The following is a 19963-nucleotide window of genomic DNA, read 5'->3' on the forward strand; positions in this document are numbered from 1 at the left end:
GGTTGAAAAGACCTTAGACGCCAGTCGTCAAGAGTGTGGGGTGAGGGAGGGTTAAATGCCCTATATTTCTATTAAAGTGCTAATGAATGCTGTCTTAATAGGACAGCATTCATTAGCACTTTATCATTGAATTCCGCTTAAATGTAACAAATAAATTGATCCTATATATGGGGGGAAAGTATTGACATATCAGCAAAGACTATCACTTTTTATATTAATAGATTCATGTATTGTCTTATCAGCCATTTTTTTGGGACGATTTTTAGTGGATGCCAGTATTTATGTTTTTACCATTCCCATTGTCCTCAGCTCTGTTACGATTCTCCTCAGCCATCATATTTTTGCCATTACTTTTCATCTTTATAAAAAAGCGTGGGAGTATGCGAGCATTGGTGAATTAGCCATTATATTCAAAACAGTAACGGCATCCATTTTTACTACATCAATCGTACAGGCACTCCTTTTTCATGATGTTTATTATCGGTTATTAGCGGTAACTTGGCTGCTTCATATGCTGTTGATAGGCGGATCAAGATTTTGTTGGAGAATGTATAGAGACCAATACTTAATCAAATATGAAAATAAAAAAAGAACGTTAATAATCGGGGCAGGATCAGCAGGTACGATGGTTGCCCGGCAATTATTAAAAAATAATGATGTTGATTTATTACCAGTAGCGTTTATTGATGATAACGCACGAAAACAGAATCTTGATATTTTAGGAATACCTGTAGTTGGAGGAGTGGGCAAAATTGCAAAAAAAGTTGAAGTATTGAATATCGAACATATCATCATTGCCATTCCTTCGTTGAATAAACAAGAATTGAATCGAATATTTCAAGAATGTGCGAAAACAAATGCAAAGACACAAATCCTTCCAATGTTAGAAGATTTATTAACCGGAAAGCTTTCAGTCAATAAATTTAGAGATGTACAGGTTCAAGATCTTCTTGGAAGAGAACCTGTAGAATTAGATATCGACGTAATTTCAGAATATGTAACTGAAAAGGTCATCTTAGTCACTGGTGCGGGAGGTTCGATTGGATCAGAGATTTGCCGCCAAATTTCTAAATTTAATCCAGCAAGGTTAATTTTACTCGGACATGGTGAGAACAGTATTTATACGATAGAAATGGAGTTAAAAGAAATATATAAAAACAAAAATATCGAGTTTTTAACAGAAATTGCTGATCTTCAAGATCAAAAAAAAATGTTGTCCGTTATGGCAGAATATCAACCAGATGTCGTTTATCATGCTGCAGCACATAAACATGTACCATTAATGGAACGAAATCCTGAAGAAGCAGTTAAAAATAATTTAATCGGTACGATGAATGTCGCCAATGCGGCAAGTTGGAGCGGGGTAAAGACTTTTGTGATGATATCCAGTGATAAGGCAGTCAATCCTACCAGTGTAATGGGTTCAACAAAAAGACTAGCGGAAATGACGATTCAACAAATAAATAGAGAGAGTAAAACGAAGTTTGTAGCAGTTCGTTTTGGGAATGTGTTAGGGAGTAGAGGAAGTGTCATCCCGCTATTCACAAGGCAAATTGAAAAAGGCGGGCCAGTCACAGTGACACACCCTGATATGATTCGTTATTTCATGACTATCCCTGAAGCTTCAAGACTTGTCATTCAAGCGGGGGCGTTAGCACAAGGCGGCGAAATTTTTGTACTTGATATGGGCAATCCAGTGAAGATCGTTGATCTGGCTAAAAACTTGATTAAGCTCTCCGGACATTCAGAAGATGATATATCAATAGAATTTACGGGAACAAGACCAGGTGAAAAGCTATTTGAAGAGCTACTGAATAAGGATGAAATTCATGAAAAACAGATATATCCAAATATTTACATAGGTAAGACGGGGAAATTATATTCAAAGGAAATTGAGGATATTATAAACAATTATCCTGATATGGATAAAGATTCACTAAGGAAAAAACTTGTAGACCTGGCTAATGAACGTGTCACTCCCCCTTCCCTTATACCCGTTTCAAACTAAAATGGATTCACTATGAATTTCAGAAATTCGGTAATACTGGCTACATGAATAGAGCTAGTTAATTGCAAAGGCTGTTAGCTTAAAACAACAAAGGGAGACAAAGAAAGAAAATATGCTATTAACTTTCCTACACTATTGATTAGAGAATGAATTAGATGAAAGCACGGACCTAGATACCGAAAGGATAGTGAATCATGGAGAAGAAAGTCCTATTTTGTGCAACAAAGGATTATCATTTTGAAGCGTTTCACTTGCCATATTTTAAATGGTTTAAAGAGCAAGGATATAAAGTTCATACAGCAGCGCATGGTGAATTAAATCTCCCATTCGTTGATAAAAAGCACGTTATTCCCATTCAGAGATCTCCATTTAAAAAAGAAAACATAATGGCATACAAAGAATTAAAGTACATCATCGATAACAACAATTTTCAAATCATTCATTGTCATACGCCAATGGGGGGAGTGCTAGGCAGACTTGCTGGTCGTAAGGCGAGAGCACGCGATACAAAAATGCTTTATACGGCACACGGCTTCCATTTCTGTAAAGGTGCTCCTCTGCTAAACTGGCTGGTCTACTATCCAATTGAAAAATCATTAGCGAGAATGACAGATTGTTTGATTACGATCAATACTGAAGACTTTCAACTTGCCATACAAAGAAACTTCAGGGCACAGGAGATTACCCATATCCATGGTGTTGGGGTTGATACAAATCAATATCACCCTGTCTCCACAATTAAGAAAACTGAACTAAGGATAGAAAAAGACTATTGTGATGATGATTTCATTATGTTTTATGCAGCCGAGTTCAATAAAAATAAAAACCAGCAACTATTGCTTCGGGCTTTTTCCTTAATTAAAGATGAAGTTAAAAACGCCAGGTTACTATTGGCTGGAGATGGACCCTTATTAGACGAATGTAAGAAGCTTGCGGATTCTTTAGGAATTGGAAACAAGGTGGATTTTCTTGGATTTCGAAAAGATATAGACGAATTATTAAAAATCAGCGATCTTGCTGTAGCGTCAAGTTTGAGAGAAGGGCTTCCGGTTAATATCATGGAAGCAATGGCTTGTGGGCTGCCTATTATAGCTAATGACAATAGGGGGCATAGGGAGTTGGTCTCCAATGGTCAAAATGGGTGGTTAATAAAGGGAAATGATGAAAAGTCATTGGCTGGAAAGGTCATAAAACTTGCCGGAAATGTTGCTATGAGAAAAACGCTAGGTGAATGCAGCCATAAAATGATTGAAAGGAAATATAGCACTAAAAAAATCCTGGAAGCAAAAAGTGAAATTTATAGAACATACATGGTAGATACGGAGGAAAGAGTATGGGGAATCCACTAAGAATCCTGCATGTTGTCGTCAATATGAATAGGGGCGGAGCGGAAACCTTAATCATGAACTTATATCGCAATATGGACCGCTCGAAGATCCAATTTGATTTTCTTACATCCAAAGAAGGCGTATTCGATAATGAAATCCTAAAACTTGGTGGTCAAATCCATAGAATTCCTTATATTTCTGATGTCGGTCACTTTGCTTATAAAAAACATCTAGACGGATTCTTTAGGGAGAATGCTACCTACAAAGTCGTTCATGCCCATATGGATAAAATGAGTGGACTCGTTCTTCAATCAGCTAAAAAAGCAGGAATCCCAAAAAGAATCTCACATAGTCATAATACACAAAGTGAAGGAGGCCTAGCTTCTAGAATCTATAAATGGTATGCAGGGACATTGATCATGTCCAATGCTACAAATTTATTAGCTTGTTCCAGACAGGCAGCACAATGGCTATTTAAAGATAAAACAAAAAATGTGAATATTTTAAAGAACGGCATTGAATATAAATTATTTTCTTTCTCATCTGAAACAAGAGGTAAAGTTAGAAAAGAATTGAATATCGAAAGTGATGCATGTGTTTTAGGGCATGTGGGAAGATTTGCTCAACAAAAAAACCACTCCCTTTTGATTGATATCTTTGCCGATTTTATTAGAGAAAAGGAAAATTCCTATTTAATTTTAGTGGGAGAAGGACCCTTAAAACCAGAAATCTTAACAAAAGTTAAAGCTCATAAGTTAGAGAACAAAGTTAAATTCCTTGGGGTACGGAGTGATATTAACCGAATCCTTCAAGCCTTCGATGTTTTTGTCTTTCCTTCTTTACATGAGGGATTGCCAGTTTCCCTTATTGAAGCACAGGCAGCAGGTCTGCCGTGTTTAATCTCGGACCAAATATCCAAAGAGGTAGATTTGGGTATCAATCTTATTCAATTTCTGCCTATTACCAATAGTTCACTATGGTCCTCCCATTTAATGAAAATAACTTCTAGCAATACGAACAGAAGTATACAACCGGATTCACTTTCCAAACAAGGATACTCCATAAATGAAACAGCCGATGAACTTAAAAATTTCTATATATCAATGACAGGGTGAGCAAATGAAAACTTTAACAGTGTTTACACCAACCTATAATAGGGCTTTTTGTCTCGAAAAATGTTATCTCAGTTTACTCCGTCAAGATAATGAAGATTTTATATGGTTAATAATTGATGATGGATCAACGGATAATACAAAGGAATTGGTAAATCAGTGGAAACAGGAAAGGAAAATTGATATTAAATATCATTGGCAAGAAAATCAAGGAATGCATGGTGCACATAATACAGCCTATAAACTAATCGAGACGGAATTGAATGTTTGTATTGATTCCGATGACTATATGGCAGATGGGGCAGTCGAAAAAATTCTTTCATTTTGGAAAAAGTACGGTAACGAAAATGTAAGTGGAATAGCGGCATTAGACGCAACAATTGAACACCAAATCATTGGTTCAACGTTTCCTGAAAAACTAAATAGTGCCACATTGTTTGATTTATACAACAAATATGGTGTAACAGGAGACAAGAAGTTGGTTTACCGCACTGAATTGACCAAACTATATCCATATCCCATCTTTCAAGACGAGAAATATGTAGGACTGGCATATAAATACTATATGCTGGATAAGCAATATGAAATGCTGCTGATGAATGAAGTGCTTTGTCATGTTGAATATCTTCCTGATGGATCTTCTCTAAATATGTATAACCAATATCTGAAAAACCCTAAGGGCTTTTCATTTTATCGTAAGGAACTTATGAAGTTACCCTTCGGTGGTAAAGTTTTTAAATATAAGCAAGCAATACATTATGTATCTAGCAATCTTCTCATGAAAAATCCGAAACTGTTCATTGAAACTCCTAAGAAAGCACTCACAGTTTTAGCATTTCCATTAGGCTTCCTTTTATATGTATTTATCATCAAAAAAACTAGGACTGAGGTTAATTGAAGGGAATTATTTTTACATGACCATACTTTGGATCAATCTCGCCATCGTATTTATTTTTTCATATTTAGGTAGGTACTTTTCTACATATTCACTTATCCCGGTGACTGGTTTGTATGTTTTTAAGCCAAATAAGATTTTGGTTTTTTTAGCTGTTGTATGTTTAGTATGTGTTTCAGGTCTAAGAACAAACATTGGAGATACTTTCAATTATATAAATATATACAACGAAAATGACTTTTCTTGGGAGTATATAAAATCTCAAAAGGATATGGGATTCGGCATCTTGCAGATGCTATTAAAGAAAATCTCGAATGACCCTCAGATACTGATTTTTACAACTGCTATGGTCACAAATGTATTAATTGTCATGGTTTTATATAAATATTCACGGCTTTTTGAACTAAGCACCTTTGTATATATTACAGGTGGGTTGCACTTAGTATCAATGAATGGAATACGTCAAGTACTTGCAGCTGCAATTATTTTTACAGCAACTAAATATTTATTAAACGGAAATTTTGTTAAATACTCTTTGATTGTTCTAATTGCATCTACATTTCACCAAAGTGCTCTTATCCTTTTACCCATTTATTTTTTAGTTAGAACAAAGGCATGGACGAAATCAACTCTTGCCTGGTTATCTTTTTCGGTCATTGTCGTCCTTGGTTTCGGGCAATTTACATCGTTTTTATTTTCTGCTTTACAAGATACCCAGTATAGTGACTATTCTAATTTTAATGAAGGTGGGGCTAGTGTAATCAGAGTGGCGGTAAGTGCAGCGCCATTATTCATTGCCTACCTGGGCAAAGATAAGCTACGAAAATTATTTCCTAAAAGTGATTATATAGTGAATATGGCTTTATTGGGATTGGTGTTTATGATTATCTCGACACAACAATGGATATTCGCAAGGATATCGATTTATTTTAGTTTATATCAACTTATTCTTATTTCCTGGCTAATTGAATTATTTAGTGAAAAAGATCAAAAGCTTTTATATTATTCAATACTCATTTTATTTTTTGTTTTTTATTTTTACGAAAATGTTATCAGTTTGAATATTTTATATAAGAGTGATGTTTTAGAAGGGCTATTTTGATAGAGCGAGATAAAGTAGATTATAGCTTTTAGGTTCTTAGTAGTTGATGCGCTATTATTAAACATATTTCGGGCAACATTGAACGGTTAAACTTGTATGAAGTATCTTGAAAAAGAGGTTATAAAAATGAAGAAAAAGATATTGATTACTTCCTTTGATTTGGCAATAGGGGGGGTAGAAAGAAGCTTGATAGGCTTGTTAAATCAAATCGATTATTCTAAATACGATGTCGATTTATTATTATTTAAGCATGAGGGTGAATTTTTCTCTTTTATACCTAACGGACCCAATTTATTACCAGAAAAACCACATTATTCCACTTTTAGAAAGTCAATTTATCAAATAGTGAAAGATGGTTATTATCCAATCGCTTTTTCAAGGCTCATCGCAAAGTATTCTGGTCTTCTTCATGGAAAAGTAAAAAAGGTTGAAGAACCTGGGTATTTAACGATTCAGTATGGGTGGGAATTTACGAATCGGTATCTGCCAGATCTAAATAATGATTACGATGTTGCCATAGGTTTTCTTTGGCCACATCATTTTATAGGAGATAAGGTAAAAGCAAAGAAGAAAATTGGATGGATTCATACCGATTATTCAAATATATATATAAATAAGAAAATAGAGAAGAAAATGTGGGGGAAATTGGATGATATCGTAGTGGTTTCAGAGGAATGTTCCCAAACATTTTTAAATGTTTTTCCGGATTTCAAAAACAAAACAAGAGTCATAGAAAATATACTTTCACCCCTGTTTATTAGGGAACAGGCCAAGCTGGAAATTCCAAATGAAATAAAAAAACTTCCAGGAAAAACTATTTTAGTAACTGTTGGCCGATTAACGCATGCAAAAGGTTTAGATGAGGCAATAAGGGCTTGTAAACAACTGGTAGACGAGGGATTTGATATTGAGTGGTATGTAGTTGGTTACGGGCCTCTAGAGAATGAATTAAGAAACTTGATAATGAAATTAGGAGTGGAAAGACAATTTATTTTATTAGGGAAGAAAACCAATCCATATCCATATATAGCCGCTTGTGATATTTATGTTCAACCTTCCCGTTATGAAGGTAAAGCAGTAACCATCCGTGAGGCACAAGTGTTAGGTAAACCGGTCTTATTAACAAATTTCCCCACAGCTAAAAGTCAGGCCGATAATGGTTTTGATGCTTTAATTACAGAGTGTGGCCACGAGGGAATTGCAAATGGGCTTAGGAAAATGATTAATAATGATGAGTTTAGAAAGAAATTAGTAAATAATGTACTTTCTCGAGACTATGGTAATGAAAATGAAATTAATAAAATCTATAGTTTAATTAATAATTAACGATTAAATTTTAAAAAAGGGAGGGACAGTTAAATTGGGAATATTAGTAACGGGCGGAGCTGGTTTCATCGGCAGTCATACATGTATAGAGCTCTTGAATGATGGTAATGAGATTATTGTGGTAGATAATTTTTCTAATAGTAATCCGGAATCCTTAAAACGCGTTTGTGGAATAACCGGAAAATCCATCAAGATTTATCACTTAGATCTTTTAGATTTGGAAGCATTGGAAGAAGTATTTTTAGTAAATCAAATTGAAGCAGTTATCCACTTTGCCGGTCTGAAAGCGGTGGGTGAATCCGTTCAAGATTCTCTGAAATATTATAAAAACAATATCGCGACTACAATCATAATTTGTGAACTTATGCAAAAATATAGTGTGAAAAATCTGGTATTTAGCTCATCTGCCACTGTATATGGACTTCCGGATACAGTTCCAATATCAGAAGGGTTCCCCTTAAAGGCTATAAACCCATATGGTAGAACAAAATTAATGATAGAAGAAATTCTTCAGGACTTATATATTTCAGACAATGAATGGAGCATTACGATCCTTAGATATTTCAATCCAATAGGTGCACATGAAAGCGGCTTGATAGGTGAAGATCCAAGCGGAACACCTAATAACCTAATGCCATTCATCACTAAGGTAGCCGTAGGTCAATTAAATGAACTTCATATTTTCGGAAACGATTATCCAACAATTGATGGTACAGGTGTAAGGGACTATATCCATGTAGTTGATCTTGCAAGTGGCCATGTACTTGCACTAGATAAAACTCAAAAATCCACCGGTGTTAAAATTTATAATCTTGGAACTGGAAAAGGATACAGCGTGTTAGAAGTAGTGTCAGCTTTTGAATCAGCAACAGGAGTAAAAATTCCTATTAAGATTACACATCCTAGGCCGGGAGATGCGGCCATTTGTTATGCGGATCCCAAGAAAGCGGAAAAAGAATTAAATTGGAAAGCAAAAAAAGGCATTATTGAAATGTGTGAAGATTCTTGGCGGTGGCAATCTAGGAATCCTGATGGATTTAAAATAAATGGAGAATCTGAAGACCCTCGCTTAATATATAGCGAGGATTTTTTAATACCAAATAATTAGAAAAATGGTGTAAAGGATGAGGAAAGAAACAAAGAAAGAAAGCCTCAAAGATATTTTATTATTTGCCTACAAATTAGGTAATGAATCAGAAAATATGAATGTTTCTATTCTAATAGAAGAAATCAAACAACAAATAGTCATGACAACTGGTAAATAAAAAATCCCGGAAGTGAAGATATGAAAAGAATATTTGATTTTTTAATTTCATTTATTTTACTGGTTATCATTAGCCCAGTACTGGTGATTATAGGGGTTTTAATCAAGTACAACCTTGGTTCGCCTATACTTTTTAAACAAACGAGGCCAGGTTTATATGGAAGGCCTTTTACCCTTTATAAATTTCGTTCAATGAATAATCAAAACGATAAACATGGTAGACCTCTTCCTGATCATCTGAGATTAACCAGATTTGGAAATGCACTTAGAAAATTAAGTCTAGATGAATTGCCACAGCTCGTTAATGTTGTTAAAGGTGACCTTAGTTTGGTCGGGCCACGTCCTTTATTAATGGAATACCTTCCATTATATAACGACGATCAGGCTAAACGTCATGATGTTCGTCCTGGCATAACTGGTTGGGCACAAGTAAATGGGAGAAATACGATTTCATGGGAAGAAAAATTCAAATTGGATGTCTGGTATGTAAATCATCAAACATTTTTTCTCGATGTCAAAATCTTATTATTAACGATAGTAAAAGTGGTTAGATCTGAAGGAGTAAATTCCGGGACAAATGAAACCATGCTACCTTTTAGAGGATCAGATAATCGGGAAAGAAAGGGGCAGGGATGAAAATAGTATTAATTGGAGAAGGCGGTCATAGTAAAGTTATCAAAGACATGATTGATCTAGCCGATGGTTTTGAATTAATTGGATATCTAGACGACAAATATGATAGAACAATCGTGAAAGATCATTTGTTTTTTGCACCGTTTTCAACAGCATTCCATTTAATGGAACAATTCATGGGTATAAAATTCATTGTTGCAATAGGTAATAACCATAATCGTAAAAAAATTGTTGATGAATTGAATATTCCAGATTCCTTTTATGTAACGTTGATTCATCCTTCTTCAATTATTAGTCCCAGTGCCAAGATAGGAGTAGGTACAGTAGTCATGCCATCAACAGTCATTAATGCTGATGCTAAAATTGGACGTCATTCAATCATTAATACAGCTTCAGTCTTAGAACATGATAACGAAATAGGTGATTTTGTACATATATCACCTCATGCGACATTAACTGGTTCTGTAAAAGTAGATGAAGGAGCTCATATTGGTGCCGGTGCAATACTGATCCCCAATGTGAAAATTGGCCAATGGACGGTTATTGGTGCAGGAGCGACGGTAATAAATGAGATTCCACCTAATAGTCTAGCTGTAGGAACTCCTGCAATTTTGAAAAAAAAAATAGGTATAGAAGGTGTGTAGAGTGTTAAATGTAACAACAAAAAAGCGAATTCTACTATCACCGCCCCACATGAGCGGTAATGAAGAAAAGTATGTTAAAGAAGCTTTTGAGACAAATTGGATTGCTCCATTGGGACCAAATCTCGACGCTTTCGAAAAAGAATTAGCAGAATATGCAGGAGTCAAAGAAGCTGTTGCAGTCAGTTCCGGTACTGCAGCGATTCATTTGGCTCTTTCTTTATTGGGTGTAAAAAAAGAAGATACTGTTTTTTGCTCTAGTCTTACCTTTGTGGCAACAGCCAATCCAATTCTTTATCTAAATGCACAACCTATTTTCATAGATTCTGAATCAGAAACTTGGAATATGTCACCACATGCTTTAGAAACAGCGTTTAAAGAAGCTGTTAAAATCGGGAAGCTCCCTAAAGCTGTCATAATAGTTAATCTATACGGTCAACCTGCAAAAATGGATGAACTATTAACGATTTGTAATCAGTATGAAGTGCCAATAATCGAAGATGCAGCCGAGTCATTAGGTGCCACTTATAAAGGAAAAGCAAGTGGAACATTTGGGAAATTCGGAATCTACTCATTTAACGGAAATAAAATCATCACAACCTCTGGTGGTGGAGTGGTAATTTCTAACGATATAAGTGCATTACAACGAGCTCGGTTTTTAGCTACACAAGCAAAAGATGTTGCTCCTCATTATCAGCATAGTGAGGTTGGTTACAATTATCGAATGAGTAATATACTTGCTGGAATTGGAAGAGGTCAATTAGAGGTATTGGGGGAAAGAGTAAAAGCCAGGAGAGCAGTTTATGATCTATATTATCAGGAATTGGCTAATTTACCTGGATTAAAATTTATGCCCGAATTAGAAAATACCTGTTCAAATCGATGGTTGACAGCTTTGACTATAAATGAAGCTGAATTTGGACTTTCTATAAAAAAATTACTGCAAGCTCTACAGGAGGAAAACATTGAGGCGAGACATGTTTGGAAACCTCTTCACATGCAACCTATTTTTAAAGGGTATGTCTATTACCCTCATGATAGAGAAACGAATGTTTCTGAACAGTTATTTTTTACAGGAATCTGTTTACCATCCGGGTCCAATATGACTCGAGATGATCAAATGAGAGTCATTAATTCAATAAAAAAAGCCATAAATGAAGGATTGGATAACACCCATCTATCCATAGGGAATCCAGTTGAAAATGGGTAAAAAATAATGAAGAGGTAATCAAATGATAGGAAAAAACATTGCAGAAATAAGGAAGAAAAGAGGATTTACCTTATCTGAACTTGCTGAACAAGCAAATATATCGAAGTCTTATTTAAGTAACATAGAGCGTAATCTCAATAGAAATCCCTCACTACAAGTAATGGAAAAAATTGCACATGTATTGAATGTAGATTTTGTTTCACTTCTAAAACAAGACACTACAGAGGTCGCACCAAATTATTTAGAAAAAGAGTGGATTGAATTTGTTCAAGAACTTAAAAGGAATGGTCTTAAGAAAGAACAAATTCCACAGTACCAACCATTAATTGATTTTATAAAATGGCAAAATAAGGGAGGGTAAGTCATGAATATAAACAACGAGATCCCCAGAGTAATCCACTATTGTTGGTTCGGTGGAAAAGATAAGCCCGATATTGTAGAAAAATGCATGGACAGTTGGAGAAAACATCTTTTAGATTATGAAATTATTGAATGGAACGAAGATAACTTTAATCTTCATATAAATGCGTATGTACAAGAGGCATATACTGCGGGCAAATTTGCTTTTGTCAGTGACTATGCACGTGTGCATGCATTATATCATTTCGGTGGGATATACTTAGATACTGATGTAGAAGTCTTTAAACCTTTCGATGATTTGCTTCATCATGAATCATTTTGGGGCTTTGAACAGGAAAATTACATTGCCACTAGTACAATAGGTGCAGCAAAAGGAAATAAACTAATAAAAAAATTTCTTGATTCATACGAGAAAAAGAATTTCATAAAAGAAGACGGGAGTTTAGACCAATTAACAAATGTTGCGATTGTAACCGAATTAATAGAACTTCTAGGTTTAAAAAGAAATGGAGAATACCAAGAACTTAAAAATATAGGAGTCTTTTATCCACAAAACTATTTCTCACCCTATGACTATATTAATTGTAGGAAATTCTTCACTGATGAAACATATGCAATGCATCATTTTTATAAAAGTTGGCTTCCTGCAAGCGTACAATTCAAGAGTAATATAAAAAAAATGTTATCGCATATCATAGGTGGTGATAATATAGCTAAACTTAGAGGCTTATATCAAAAAGAATAAACTTTTTACAATACAACGTATAAAGATATAGTTATTAAGTGGAGGTAGTAATGATTCCAAAGGTCAGTGTTATAGTTCCTGTTTTTAATAATGAAAAATATATATCAAAATGTCTAGAAAGTATTCTCTCACAAAGTTATAGGAATATTGAAGTAGTAATTGTGAATGATGGGTCAACCGATAAAAGTGAGAAAGTTATTAAAGAGTATAGACAAAAAGATGAGCGAATTCTTTATTTGTCACAAATTAACAGCGGGCCTTCTGAGGCTCGTAATAAAGGCATAGTAAATTCTACAGGTGAATATTTAGTTTTTATTGATTCGGATGATACCGTTGATAAATATTATATTGAATTTTTATTAAATACCATGATTAATTCTAAAGTCGACTTAGTATGTTGTGGATATAAAGATTATTCTAAATATGGAATAATCGATCACACGGATTTTAATATGGAAGGTAATATTCCACTTAATAATTTATTAGATATGATTTGTGCAGGAACCGGCGGTGTACTTTGGAGCAAGATATTTAAAAAAGAAATAATTAGTAAAAATAACTTAAGGTTTAATAACAACATTTATATGTCTGAAGATCTTATATTTACTTTGGAATATGTAACACACTCTAGGTCATTTAAATCAATAAAAAAATATTTATATCATTATAATAGACTGAATGAAAATAGCATAAGTGCAAATATTTCAATAGAGCACCTTGAAAACAGCATCTCTGTTTGTGGGAATATTGAAAAAGTACTTAATTATGTTAATTATGATAAAAAAAAAATAAACAATATAATAACTGAAAGAATTCAAAATGCCGTATTAAATACAGCTGATTATCTAATGTCAAGAGAAAAAAGAAAGGTACCTATTTTGAGAGAAGTTTTAGATATTCCCTATATTAAAAAATGTAAATATCAATTTTCAACTAAAAAAGTTATATATAAGCCCTATATTTTCTTCCTAAAAAAAGATTTATTGATGTGTTTTTTTATTTATGGAGCATTATTGAATAAAATGAAATATTTTAAATATGAATTTATTGGTGGAGGTTCAAGTGAAAAAAGTCTTTGTTGATATTTATTTACAATTCAATTTAGGAGATGATTTATTTTTAGACATACTGGCTAAAAAATATCCTGAGACAGAATTTACAATTAATCATCTTGGACAAAACTACGACAAATTTATTAATAAGTATCCAAATATAAAAAGAAGACAGTACAATTTATATAACAAAATTGGACAGCATTTGAAACTTGTAGATTATATAAACAACTATAAAAAACTAGCAGAGGAGTATGATGCACTAATATTTATAGGTGGATCAATATTTAGAGAAGAAGAATATCACGATACTCTTTATAAAGACAGGATGGAAATGGTCCTTGAATTTAAACAAAAACAAAAATCTGTATTTGTAATTGGGTCAAATTTTGGACCATATAATACTGATAAATTTTTAAATGATTATATAGCTTTTTTTAAACTATGTGATGACGTTTGTTTTAGAGATCTGTTTTCCTATAATTTGTTTAAGAGTTTCCCTAATATTAGATATGCCCCAGATATTGTTTTTCAAATGGATTTAACACCGTTCTTAAGTAAAATTAGTAAAAAAAGAGTGGGTTTTTCAATAATTGACGTTAGGCATAAGCATGGATTATCGAATTATTATAATGAATATATAAATAGTACCGTAAAATCGATAGAAATGTTGATGGAAAAAGGATATGAATGTACTCTAATGTCCTTTTGTGAACATGAAGGTGATTTAAAAGTAATTAAGACAATAAAATCAAATCTTTCTTCAGAATTCAGAAAAAACATTTCTGTTTATAGTTATGAGGGGAATATTGAAGAAGCTCTCAAATTAATAAGTACCTTTAATTTATTTATTGCTGCACGTTTTCATGCAAATATACTAGGCTTATTATCTCAGACTGGATTAGTACCTATAATATACAGCCAAAAAACAGAAAATATGTTGCGAGATATTAAATTTGAAAATTTTTTAGTAAGCATGGATGAACTTCATTTACAATATGATGAAAATACGATAACAAATGTTATAGATAAAACAATTGATTTAAGTATAATTTCAAGCGAATCCGAACGTCATTTTGAAAAGTTAACCACCTTTGTCAAGTCATAAATTGCTACTTAAATCCCTTAAAGTGAGTGAAAATATGAAAAAAAAAAGAGTATTATTTGTAATTGATTCATTAGATTGTGCAGGTGCTGAAAAGAGTTTAATTTCATTGTTGTCCGCATTCGATTATGAGAAATACTCAGTTGATTTAAGACTTTTTGCATATGGTCATATACTAGAAGAATTGGTTCCAAAAGAAGTGAATATTTTAAAACCCTTGGAATATACCGAATTTTCTAAAATGAGTTTTAAGGACGCGTGTATTAATTCAATTAGGAAATTCAATCTGAATTCTTTAATATCTAGACTAACATATTCGCTTAAAATCAGGTTGAGGAAATACAATCATTCTCAAAAGGCGAGGCTTTTTTGGGAGAACATTTCAAAAGTTATTGAAGAAGATTCAACGATCTACGATATTGCAATAAGTTATGCGCAAGGTATTCCTACCTTTTATGTTGCAGAGAAAATAAAAGCAAACAAAAAATTCGCATGGGTAAATGTCAGTAATCGGTTGGATGAAGTTGAAAAGAACTTTCAACAAAGATTCTATGATCAATTTGATAAAATAGTCGCTGTATCTGAATCGACAAAAGAAATATTCGTTGAAACATTTAATAAATACACAGCAAAAACTGAAGTTATTTATGATATTAATAATGCTGATTCAATAATAAAAATGGCCGGTATTGGAAAAAGTTATAACGATAATTTTGAGGGAATCCGGATACTTACCATAGGAAGACTTGATCAAAATAAGGGATATGATATTGCTCTAGCAGCATGTAAAATGCTGAAGGAAAGTGGTATAAATTTCAGGTGGTATGCTCTAGGAAAAGGTATTTTAAAAGAAGAAATTGAAGAACAAATTAGAAGATCTGGGTTAACTAAAGATTTTATCTTATTAGGTGTTGAAGCAAATCCATATCCTTTCATTAAAGATTCTGATATATATGTTCAAACTTCTAGGCATGAAGGGTTCGGGTTAGCGATTGCAGAAGCAAGAATGTTAAATATCCCAGTGGTTACAACAAATTTTGACGCCGTTTACAATCAAATGGTAAACAAAAAAAATGGTTTAGTAGTGGATATGAACGCAGAAGCTGTTTCTGAAGGAATAGCAACATTAGTATATGATTCAGAATTAAGAAATAAAATTAAAAAATTTCTTAAAAATGAAAAAAAAGGAAATTTGGAAGAACTAGAAAAAATCTATCGATTAATTAGATAACACCCTTCTGGGAAAGAGGTATAACAAATTGAAAAAGAAAATCGTTTTCATGTTGATTAATATGAATATTGGAGGAACAGAAAAAGCATTGCTAAATATGATATCCGAAATTCCTAGAGATAAATATGAAATAACCATATTAATGTTAGAGGAGTATGGTGGATTTCTAAATGAAATTCCCGAAGACGTTAAAATAGAATATGTAAAAAAATACAAAAGGATTCAAACGCTACTTGATATTCCCCTCCATATTAATTCTTTGAATGAATTTAAAAAGGGTAACGTGAATAAAGGTTTTAATTTACTTTTTTTATATCTAATTTCAAAGGTTTTTAAAGAGCGAAGTTCACTGTATAAATATATTTTAAAGGACCATATTGTATTACCAGATAAATATGATATTGCAGTAGCCTACGCGGGTCCTATGGACTTAATAAGTTATTTTGTTATTAAGAAAATTAAAGCAAAAAAGAAAATACAATGGATACATTTCGATATAGAAAAAATAGGATTTAATAAACATTTTGCTAATAAATATTACAAGGAATTTGACAAGATTTTTGTTGTATCAAATGAGGCAAAAGTTAAATTAGTTAATACCCTACCTTTATTAAATGAGAAGACTACTGTTTTCTTTAACATGGTATCACAACAAATAATCCACAAGAAATCAAAAGAAGGAATCGGATTTAAAGATAATTTTAAAGGGTTGAGAATTTTAACAGTAGGAAGATTAACTATTGAGAAAGGTCAAGATCTAGCTATATCTGCACTAGTAAGATTAATAGCAGAAGGATATAATGTCAGATGGTATAGTCTAGGAGATGGAAATTCAAAAAAGTATTACGAAAAATTAGTAGAAGATTACAACCTTCAAGATAATTTTGTATTTCTAGAAGCTGACCCTAATCCCTATACTTACATAAAGCAATGCGATTTATATGTACAACCTTCGAGATATGAGGGTTACTGTATAACCCTTTTGGAAGCTAAAACTTTAAATAAACCTATAATAACCACTGATGTTAATGGGGCAAAAGAACAAATTATAAACGGGAAAACAGGATTAATTGTAGGTATTGATGATTATGAAATTTATGAAGCTATTAAAAGATTGTTACTCGATAACAAATTGCTAAATGAAATAACTGAAAATCTAAGAAAAGAAAAGATAGAGAGTTTAGGGCAATATAAAGAAATAAGTAATTTATAGCAATTTATTTTCGAATTACCTTGTGACCTTATTAGAAGCTTTTTTTGAATAAAATTGAGAATGCACTAACGTAAATAAAGGATGGAGTATAAAATGCCTTTTCTAAGTATAATTGTACCGATTTATAATGTAGAAAATTATTTACCTGAATGTATAGATTCAATTTTAGTTCAAACCTTTACCGATATTGAAGTATTACTCATAAATGATGGTTCGACTGATAGGTGTAAAGAAATTTGCGAGGAATATGCTCAATTGGATAACCGTATTAGGGTAATAAATAAAAAGAATGAAGGAGTTTCGTCTGCAAGAAATATTGGAATCAATAATTCGCGGGGAGAGTATATAGCTTTTGTCGATCCTGATGATACTGTAGAACCTATTATGTATGAAGTAATGATTAGCTCTTTATTACAACAAAAATTAGATATCGTCATTTGTCCTATAAGAAGTATAAACTTAATAAATAATACTACTTCAATATCTTCAATTTGGAGAGAAGAAAGATCTGTATTAAATAAAAATTATATTGAAGAAAATCTAATACCTTCAATCTTATGTGATAAAACATTTAGTTTAGTATCAAGTGTAAATAAACTATACAAAAAATCATTATTTGACTCGCTTGAATTAAGGTTTGACGAAAAAAAGCATCATGGTGAAGATGCTCGACTTAATTTTACTTTATTAACTGAAGTTGACAAGATTATGTATGTCGAACAACCTTTATATAATTATTATATTCGGCAAAGAAATTCGCTTACAAAAACGTTTAGAGAAGAATTATATGAATACGCACAGGAAAATAAACATTTTTTATTAGATTTAAGTAAAAAATACAAACTAGAGAAATATGAAAATAATATAAGACAGCATTTTACTACAGTTTCACTAGGGCATATGCAGGAAGTAGTAAAGCATACATTGAATAAAAACCGAAAATACGAAATAATATCTAAGATTATGAACGGAACTGAATTCAAAAAAGACATTTTAGAGTATAAATGCCCATCATTTTTTTATAATTTATTGAAAATTAGTTGCCTTCTCAGAAATGAAAAGGTATTTTGTCGTTTAGTTAATACAAAGGAGAAAATTAAAAATTATAGCTTGAAAGGTTTATTGAAATGAGAGTAAATAGTTCTGCTAAAAATATTATTATTGGTGTAATTTCTCAAATAGTAATTATCTTTTTAGGATTTGTATCTCGAAAAGTGTTTATTGATAGTCTAGGTGCTGAGTACCTTGGAATTAATGGGTTACTTACTAATGTACTATCTATGTTAGCGTTGGTTGAGAGTGGTATAGGGGCTAGCATTATATATAGTTTGTATAAACCACTCGCAAACAATGATAAATCCAAAGTTATTGCACTTATTCAATTATTTAAAAAAGCATATGCTATAATAGCCGTCGGAATTCTCATCCTAAGTATTATAATATATCCATTGGTGATAAGGGTAATGGATGTAAATGATACTATTCCTTCAATTGAAATAGTTTACTTAATATTTGTTCTGAAAAATATTGTTACTTATTTAAACGCTCATAAGGTTTCTCTGATTAATGCAGATCAAAAAGGTTATATAGTAACTACTATTAATATTGGATTTCAAATAATAGTTACATTAATAAAAATATTTATTCTTATAAAAACACAAAACTTTTTATTATATTTAATTATTGAATTATTCATGTTTATAGGTCAATCCTTCTATATCAGTATTATTGTTAACAAAAGATACCCATATATTAAAACGACAGAAAAATATCCTCTTGATAAACAAGAAAAATTAACAATTAAAAATAATGTAAAAGCACTTTTTTTACATAATATAGGGAGCTTTTGTATTTTTGGTACAGATAATATATTAATAAGTGCCTATGTAGGTTTAGTTACAGTTGGTCTATATTCTAATTATACTATGATACTAGGACAATTAAATTCACTAATTTCGTCTATTTTAGATGGAATCGGTTCAAGTGTTGGAAATTTATTAGCAACAGAAAGTACTTTTAAAAGCTATTCTATATTTAAAGTTATATACTTAATAAATTTTTGGATTTGCTCTATAAGTGTGATATTTTTATATAATCTTGTAGAACCATTTATCAATTGGTGGATAGGTAAAGGATATTTATTAGACTCAGTTACATTTATCATATTATTAATAAACTTTTATATAACTGGAATGAGATCATCTATTTTTACGTTTAAATCAAAAGCAGGTATTTTTGTTAAAGATAAGTATTTCCCCTTGGTTGAAGCTGCTATAAACTTAGTGATTTCAATAATATTGGTCAAAACTATTGGCCTAGCAGGTATATTTTTAGGTACTACAATTAGTACACTTAGTACAGTTTTTTGGAATGTACCCCGATTAGTATATAAAGATGTATTTCATGTCTCCTTGATTTTATATTTTACCAAATACTTATATTATTTTGGTATCACACTTATTACATGTGTAATCACAACTTATTTTTCAAATTTAATAGAAGGAGAGAATATTTTTTCATTAATAAAAAAAGGATTTATTTGTTTAACTATACCCAATTTAATATATTTAATCATTTTCTATAAAAGTAAAGAGGTTACATATATAAAAAGTATCTTACTAAATATTACTTCAGGATTAAAAATGAAATTAAACTCAAGAACCTTTTAAGGACGTCAATTATTACAATAGCCTAAAGAAAATTGCGATAAATATACATCTATATATTCCTGTGGCTCT

General features: G+C 32.0%; 19 protein-coding genes. All 19 read left to right on the plus strand.

All coding sequences use genetic code 11. From position 1 onward, the window contains the following. Nucleotides 1-181 precede the first annotated feature (181 nt). The 19 genes from QUF86_RS18910 (at nucleotide 182) to QUF86_RS19000 (ending at nucleotide 19894) form a co-directional block, all read left to right on the plus strand. Nucleotides 182-2008, plus strand: coding sequence for a polysaccharide biosynthesis protein (locus tag QUF86_RS18910; protein ID WP_289335198.1), 1827 nt, complete (start codon nucleotides 182-184; stop codon nucleotides 2006-2008). 194 nt (nucleotides 2009-2202) lie between these two features. Next, nucleotides 2203-3357, plus strand: a complete 1155-nt coding sequence (locus QUF86_RS18915) for a glycosyltransferase family 4 protein (RefSeq protein ID WP_289335199.1) — start codon at nucleotides 2203-2205, stop codon at nucleotides 3355-3357. Beyond that, nucleotides 3342-4451 carry a glycosyltransferase family 1 protein gene (locus QUF86_RS18920; RefSeq protein WP_289335200.1) on the plus strand — a complete coding sequence of 370 codons (1110 nt, stop codon included), beginning with the start codon at nucleotides 3342-3344 and terminating at the stop codon, nucleotides 4449-4451. The genes QUF86_RS18915 and QUF86_RS18920 overlap by 16 nt, the downstream gene beginning before the upstream one ends. Before the next feature lie 4 nt (nucleotides 4452-4455). Beyond that, nucleotides 4456-5346, plus strand: a complete 891-nt coding sequence (locus QUF86_RS18925) for a glycosyltransferase family 2 protein (RefSeq protein WP_289335202.1) — start codon at nucleotides 4456-4458, stop codon at nucleotides 5344-5346. 16 nt (nucleotides 5347-5362) lie between these two features. Further along, on the plus strand, nucleotides 5363-6445 hold the full coding sequence (locus tag QUF86_RS18930; RefSeq protein WP_289335203.1) for an EpsG family protein: 1083 nt from the start codon (nucleotides 5363-5365) through the stop codon (nucleotides 6443-6445). A gap of 126 nt (nucleotides 6446-6571) precedes the next feature. Beyond that, the gene (locus QUF86_RS18935) at nucleotides 6572-7771 is read left to right on the plus strand and encodes a glycosyltransferase (protein WP_289335205.1); all 1200 of its coding nucleotides are present in this window, start codon (nucleotides 6572-6574) and stop codon (nucleotides 7769-7771) included. A gap of 34 nt (nucleotides 7772-7805) precedes the next feature. Next, complete coding sequence (gene galE, locus QUF86_RS18940) at nucleotides 7806-8879, plus strand: UDP-glucose 4-epimerase GalE (RefSeq protein WP_289335206.1); 1074 nt, start codon at nucleotides 7806-7808, stop codon at nucleotides 8877-8879. Nucleotides 8880-8895: 16 nt separating this feature from the next. Next, nucleotides 8896-9036 carry a YwzD family small protein gene (locus QUF86_RS18945; protein ID WP_289335207.1) on the plus strand — a complete coding sequence of 47 codons (141 nt, stop codon included), beginning with the start codon at nucleotides 8896-8898 and terminating at the stop codon, nucleotides 9034-9036. A gap of 20 nt (nucleotides 9037-9056) precedes the next feature. Then, nucleotides 9057-9671, plus strand: coding sequence for a sugar transferase (locus QUF86_RS18950; RefSeq protein ID WP_289335208.1), 615 nt, complete (start codon nucleotides 9057-9059; stop codon nucleotides 9669-9671). Next, nucleotides 9668-10312 carry an acetyltransferase gene (locus QUF86_RS18955; RefSeq protein WP_289335209.1) on the plus strand — a complete coding sequence of 215 codons (645 nt, stop codon included), beginning with the start codon at nucleotides 9668-9670 and terminating at the stop codon, nucleotides 10310-10312. The genes QUF86_RS18950 and QUF86_RS18955 overlap by 4 nt, the downstream gene beginning before the upstream one ends. Before the next feature lie 49 nt (nucleotides 10313-10361). After that, nucleotides 10362-11519 (plus strand): DegT/DnrJ/EryC1/StrS family aminotransferase, encoded by a 1158-nt coding sequence (locus tag QUF86_RS18960; protein WP_289336255.1) that lies wholly within the window; start codon nucleotides 10362-10364, stop codon nucleotides 11517-11519. A gap of 22 nt (nucleotides 11520-11541) precedes the next feature. Continuing rightward, nucleotides 11542-11880 (plus strand): helix-turn-helix domain-containing protein, encoded by a 339-nt coding sequence (locus QUF86_RS18965; protein WP_289335210.1) that lies wholly within the window; start codon nucleotides 11542-11544, stop codon nucleotides 11878-11880. Between the two features lie 3 nt (nucleotides 11881-11883). After that, nucleotides 11884-12624 carry a glycosyltransferase family 32 protein gene (locus QUF86_RS18970; protein ID WP_289335211.1) on the plus strand — a complete coding sequence of 247 codons (741 nt, stop codon included), beginning with the start codon at nucleotides 11884-11886 and terminating at the stop codon, nucleotides 12622-12624. Between the two features lie 50 nt (nucleotides 12625-12674). Next, entirely contained in the window at nucleotides 12675-13706 is a 1032-nt protein-coding gene (locus tag QUF86_RS18975; protein ID WP_289335212.1) for a glycosyltransferase family 2 protein, read from the plus strand. Then, a complete protein-coding gene (locus QUF86_RS18980) occupies nucleotides 13687-14784 on the plus strand; it encodes a polysaccharide pyruvyl transferase family protein (protein WP_289335213.1) in 1098 nt (365 codons plus the stop codon). Before QUF86_RS18975 ends, QUF86_RS18980 begins: the two co-directional genes overlap by 20 nt. A 34-nt stretch (nucleotides 14785-14818) precedes the next feature. Further along, nucleotides 14819-16012: a glycosyltransferase gene (locus tag QUF86_RS18985; RefSeq protein WP_289335214.1), complete on the plus strand. Its 1194-nt coding sequence runs from the start codon at nucleotides 14819-14821 to the stop codon at nucleotides 16010-16012. A gap of 28 nt (nucleotides 16013-16040) precedes the next feature. After that, a complete protein-coding gene (locus QUF86_RS18990; protein ID WP_289335215.1) occupies nucleotides 16041-17225 on the plus strand; it encodes a glycosyltransferase in 1185 nt (394 codons plus the stop codon). 93 nt (nucleotides 17226-17318) lie between these two features. Continuing rightward, a complete protein-coding gene (locus tag QUF86_RS18995; RefSeq protein WP_289335216.1) occupies nucleotides 17319-18356 on the plus strand; it encodes a glycosyltransferase family 2 protein in 1038 nt (345 codons plus the stop codon). Further along, nucleotides 18353-19894: a lipopolysaccharide biosynthesis protein gene (locus QUF86_RS19000; protein ID WP_289335217.1), complete on the plus strand. Its 1542-nt coding sequence runs from the start codon at nucleotides 18353-18355 to the stop codon at nucleotides 19892-19894. Before QUF86_RS18995 ends, QUF86_RS19000 begins: the two co-directional genes overlap by 4 nt. Nucleotides 19895-19963 lie beyond the last annotated feature (69 nt).

Source organism: Peribacillus sp. NJ11 (assembly GCF_030348405.1).
In the GTDB taxonomy this organism is placed as follows: domain Bacteria; phylum Bacillota; class Bacilli; order Bacillales; family DSM-1321; genus Peribacillus.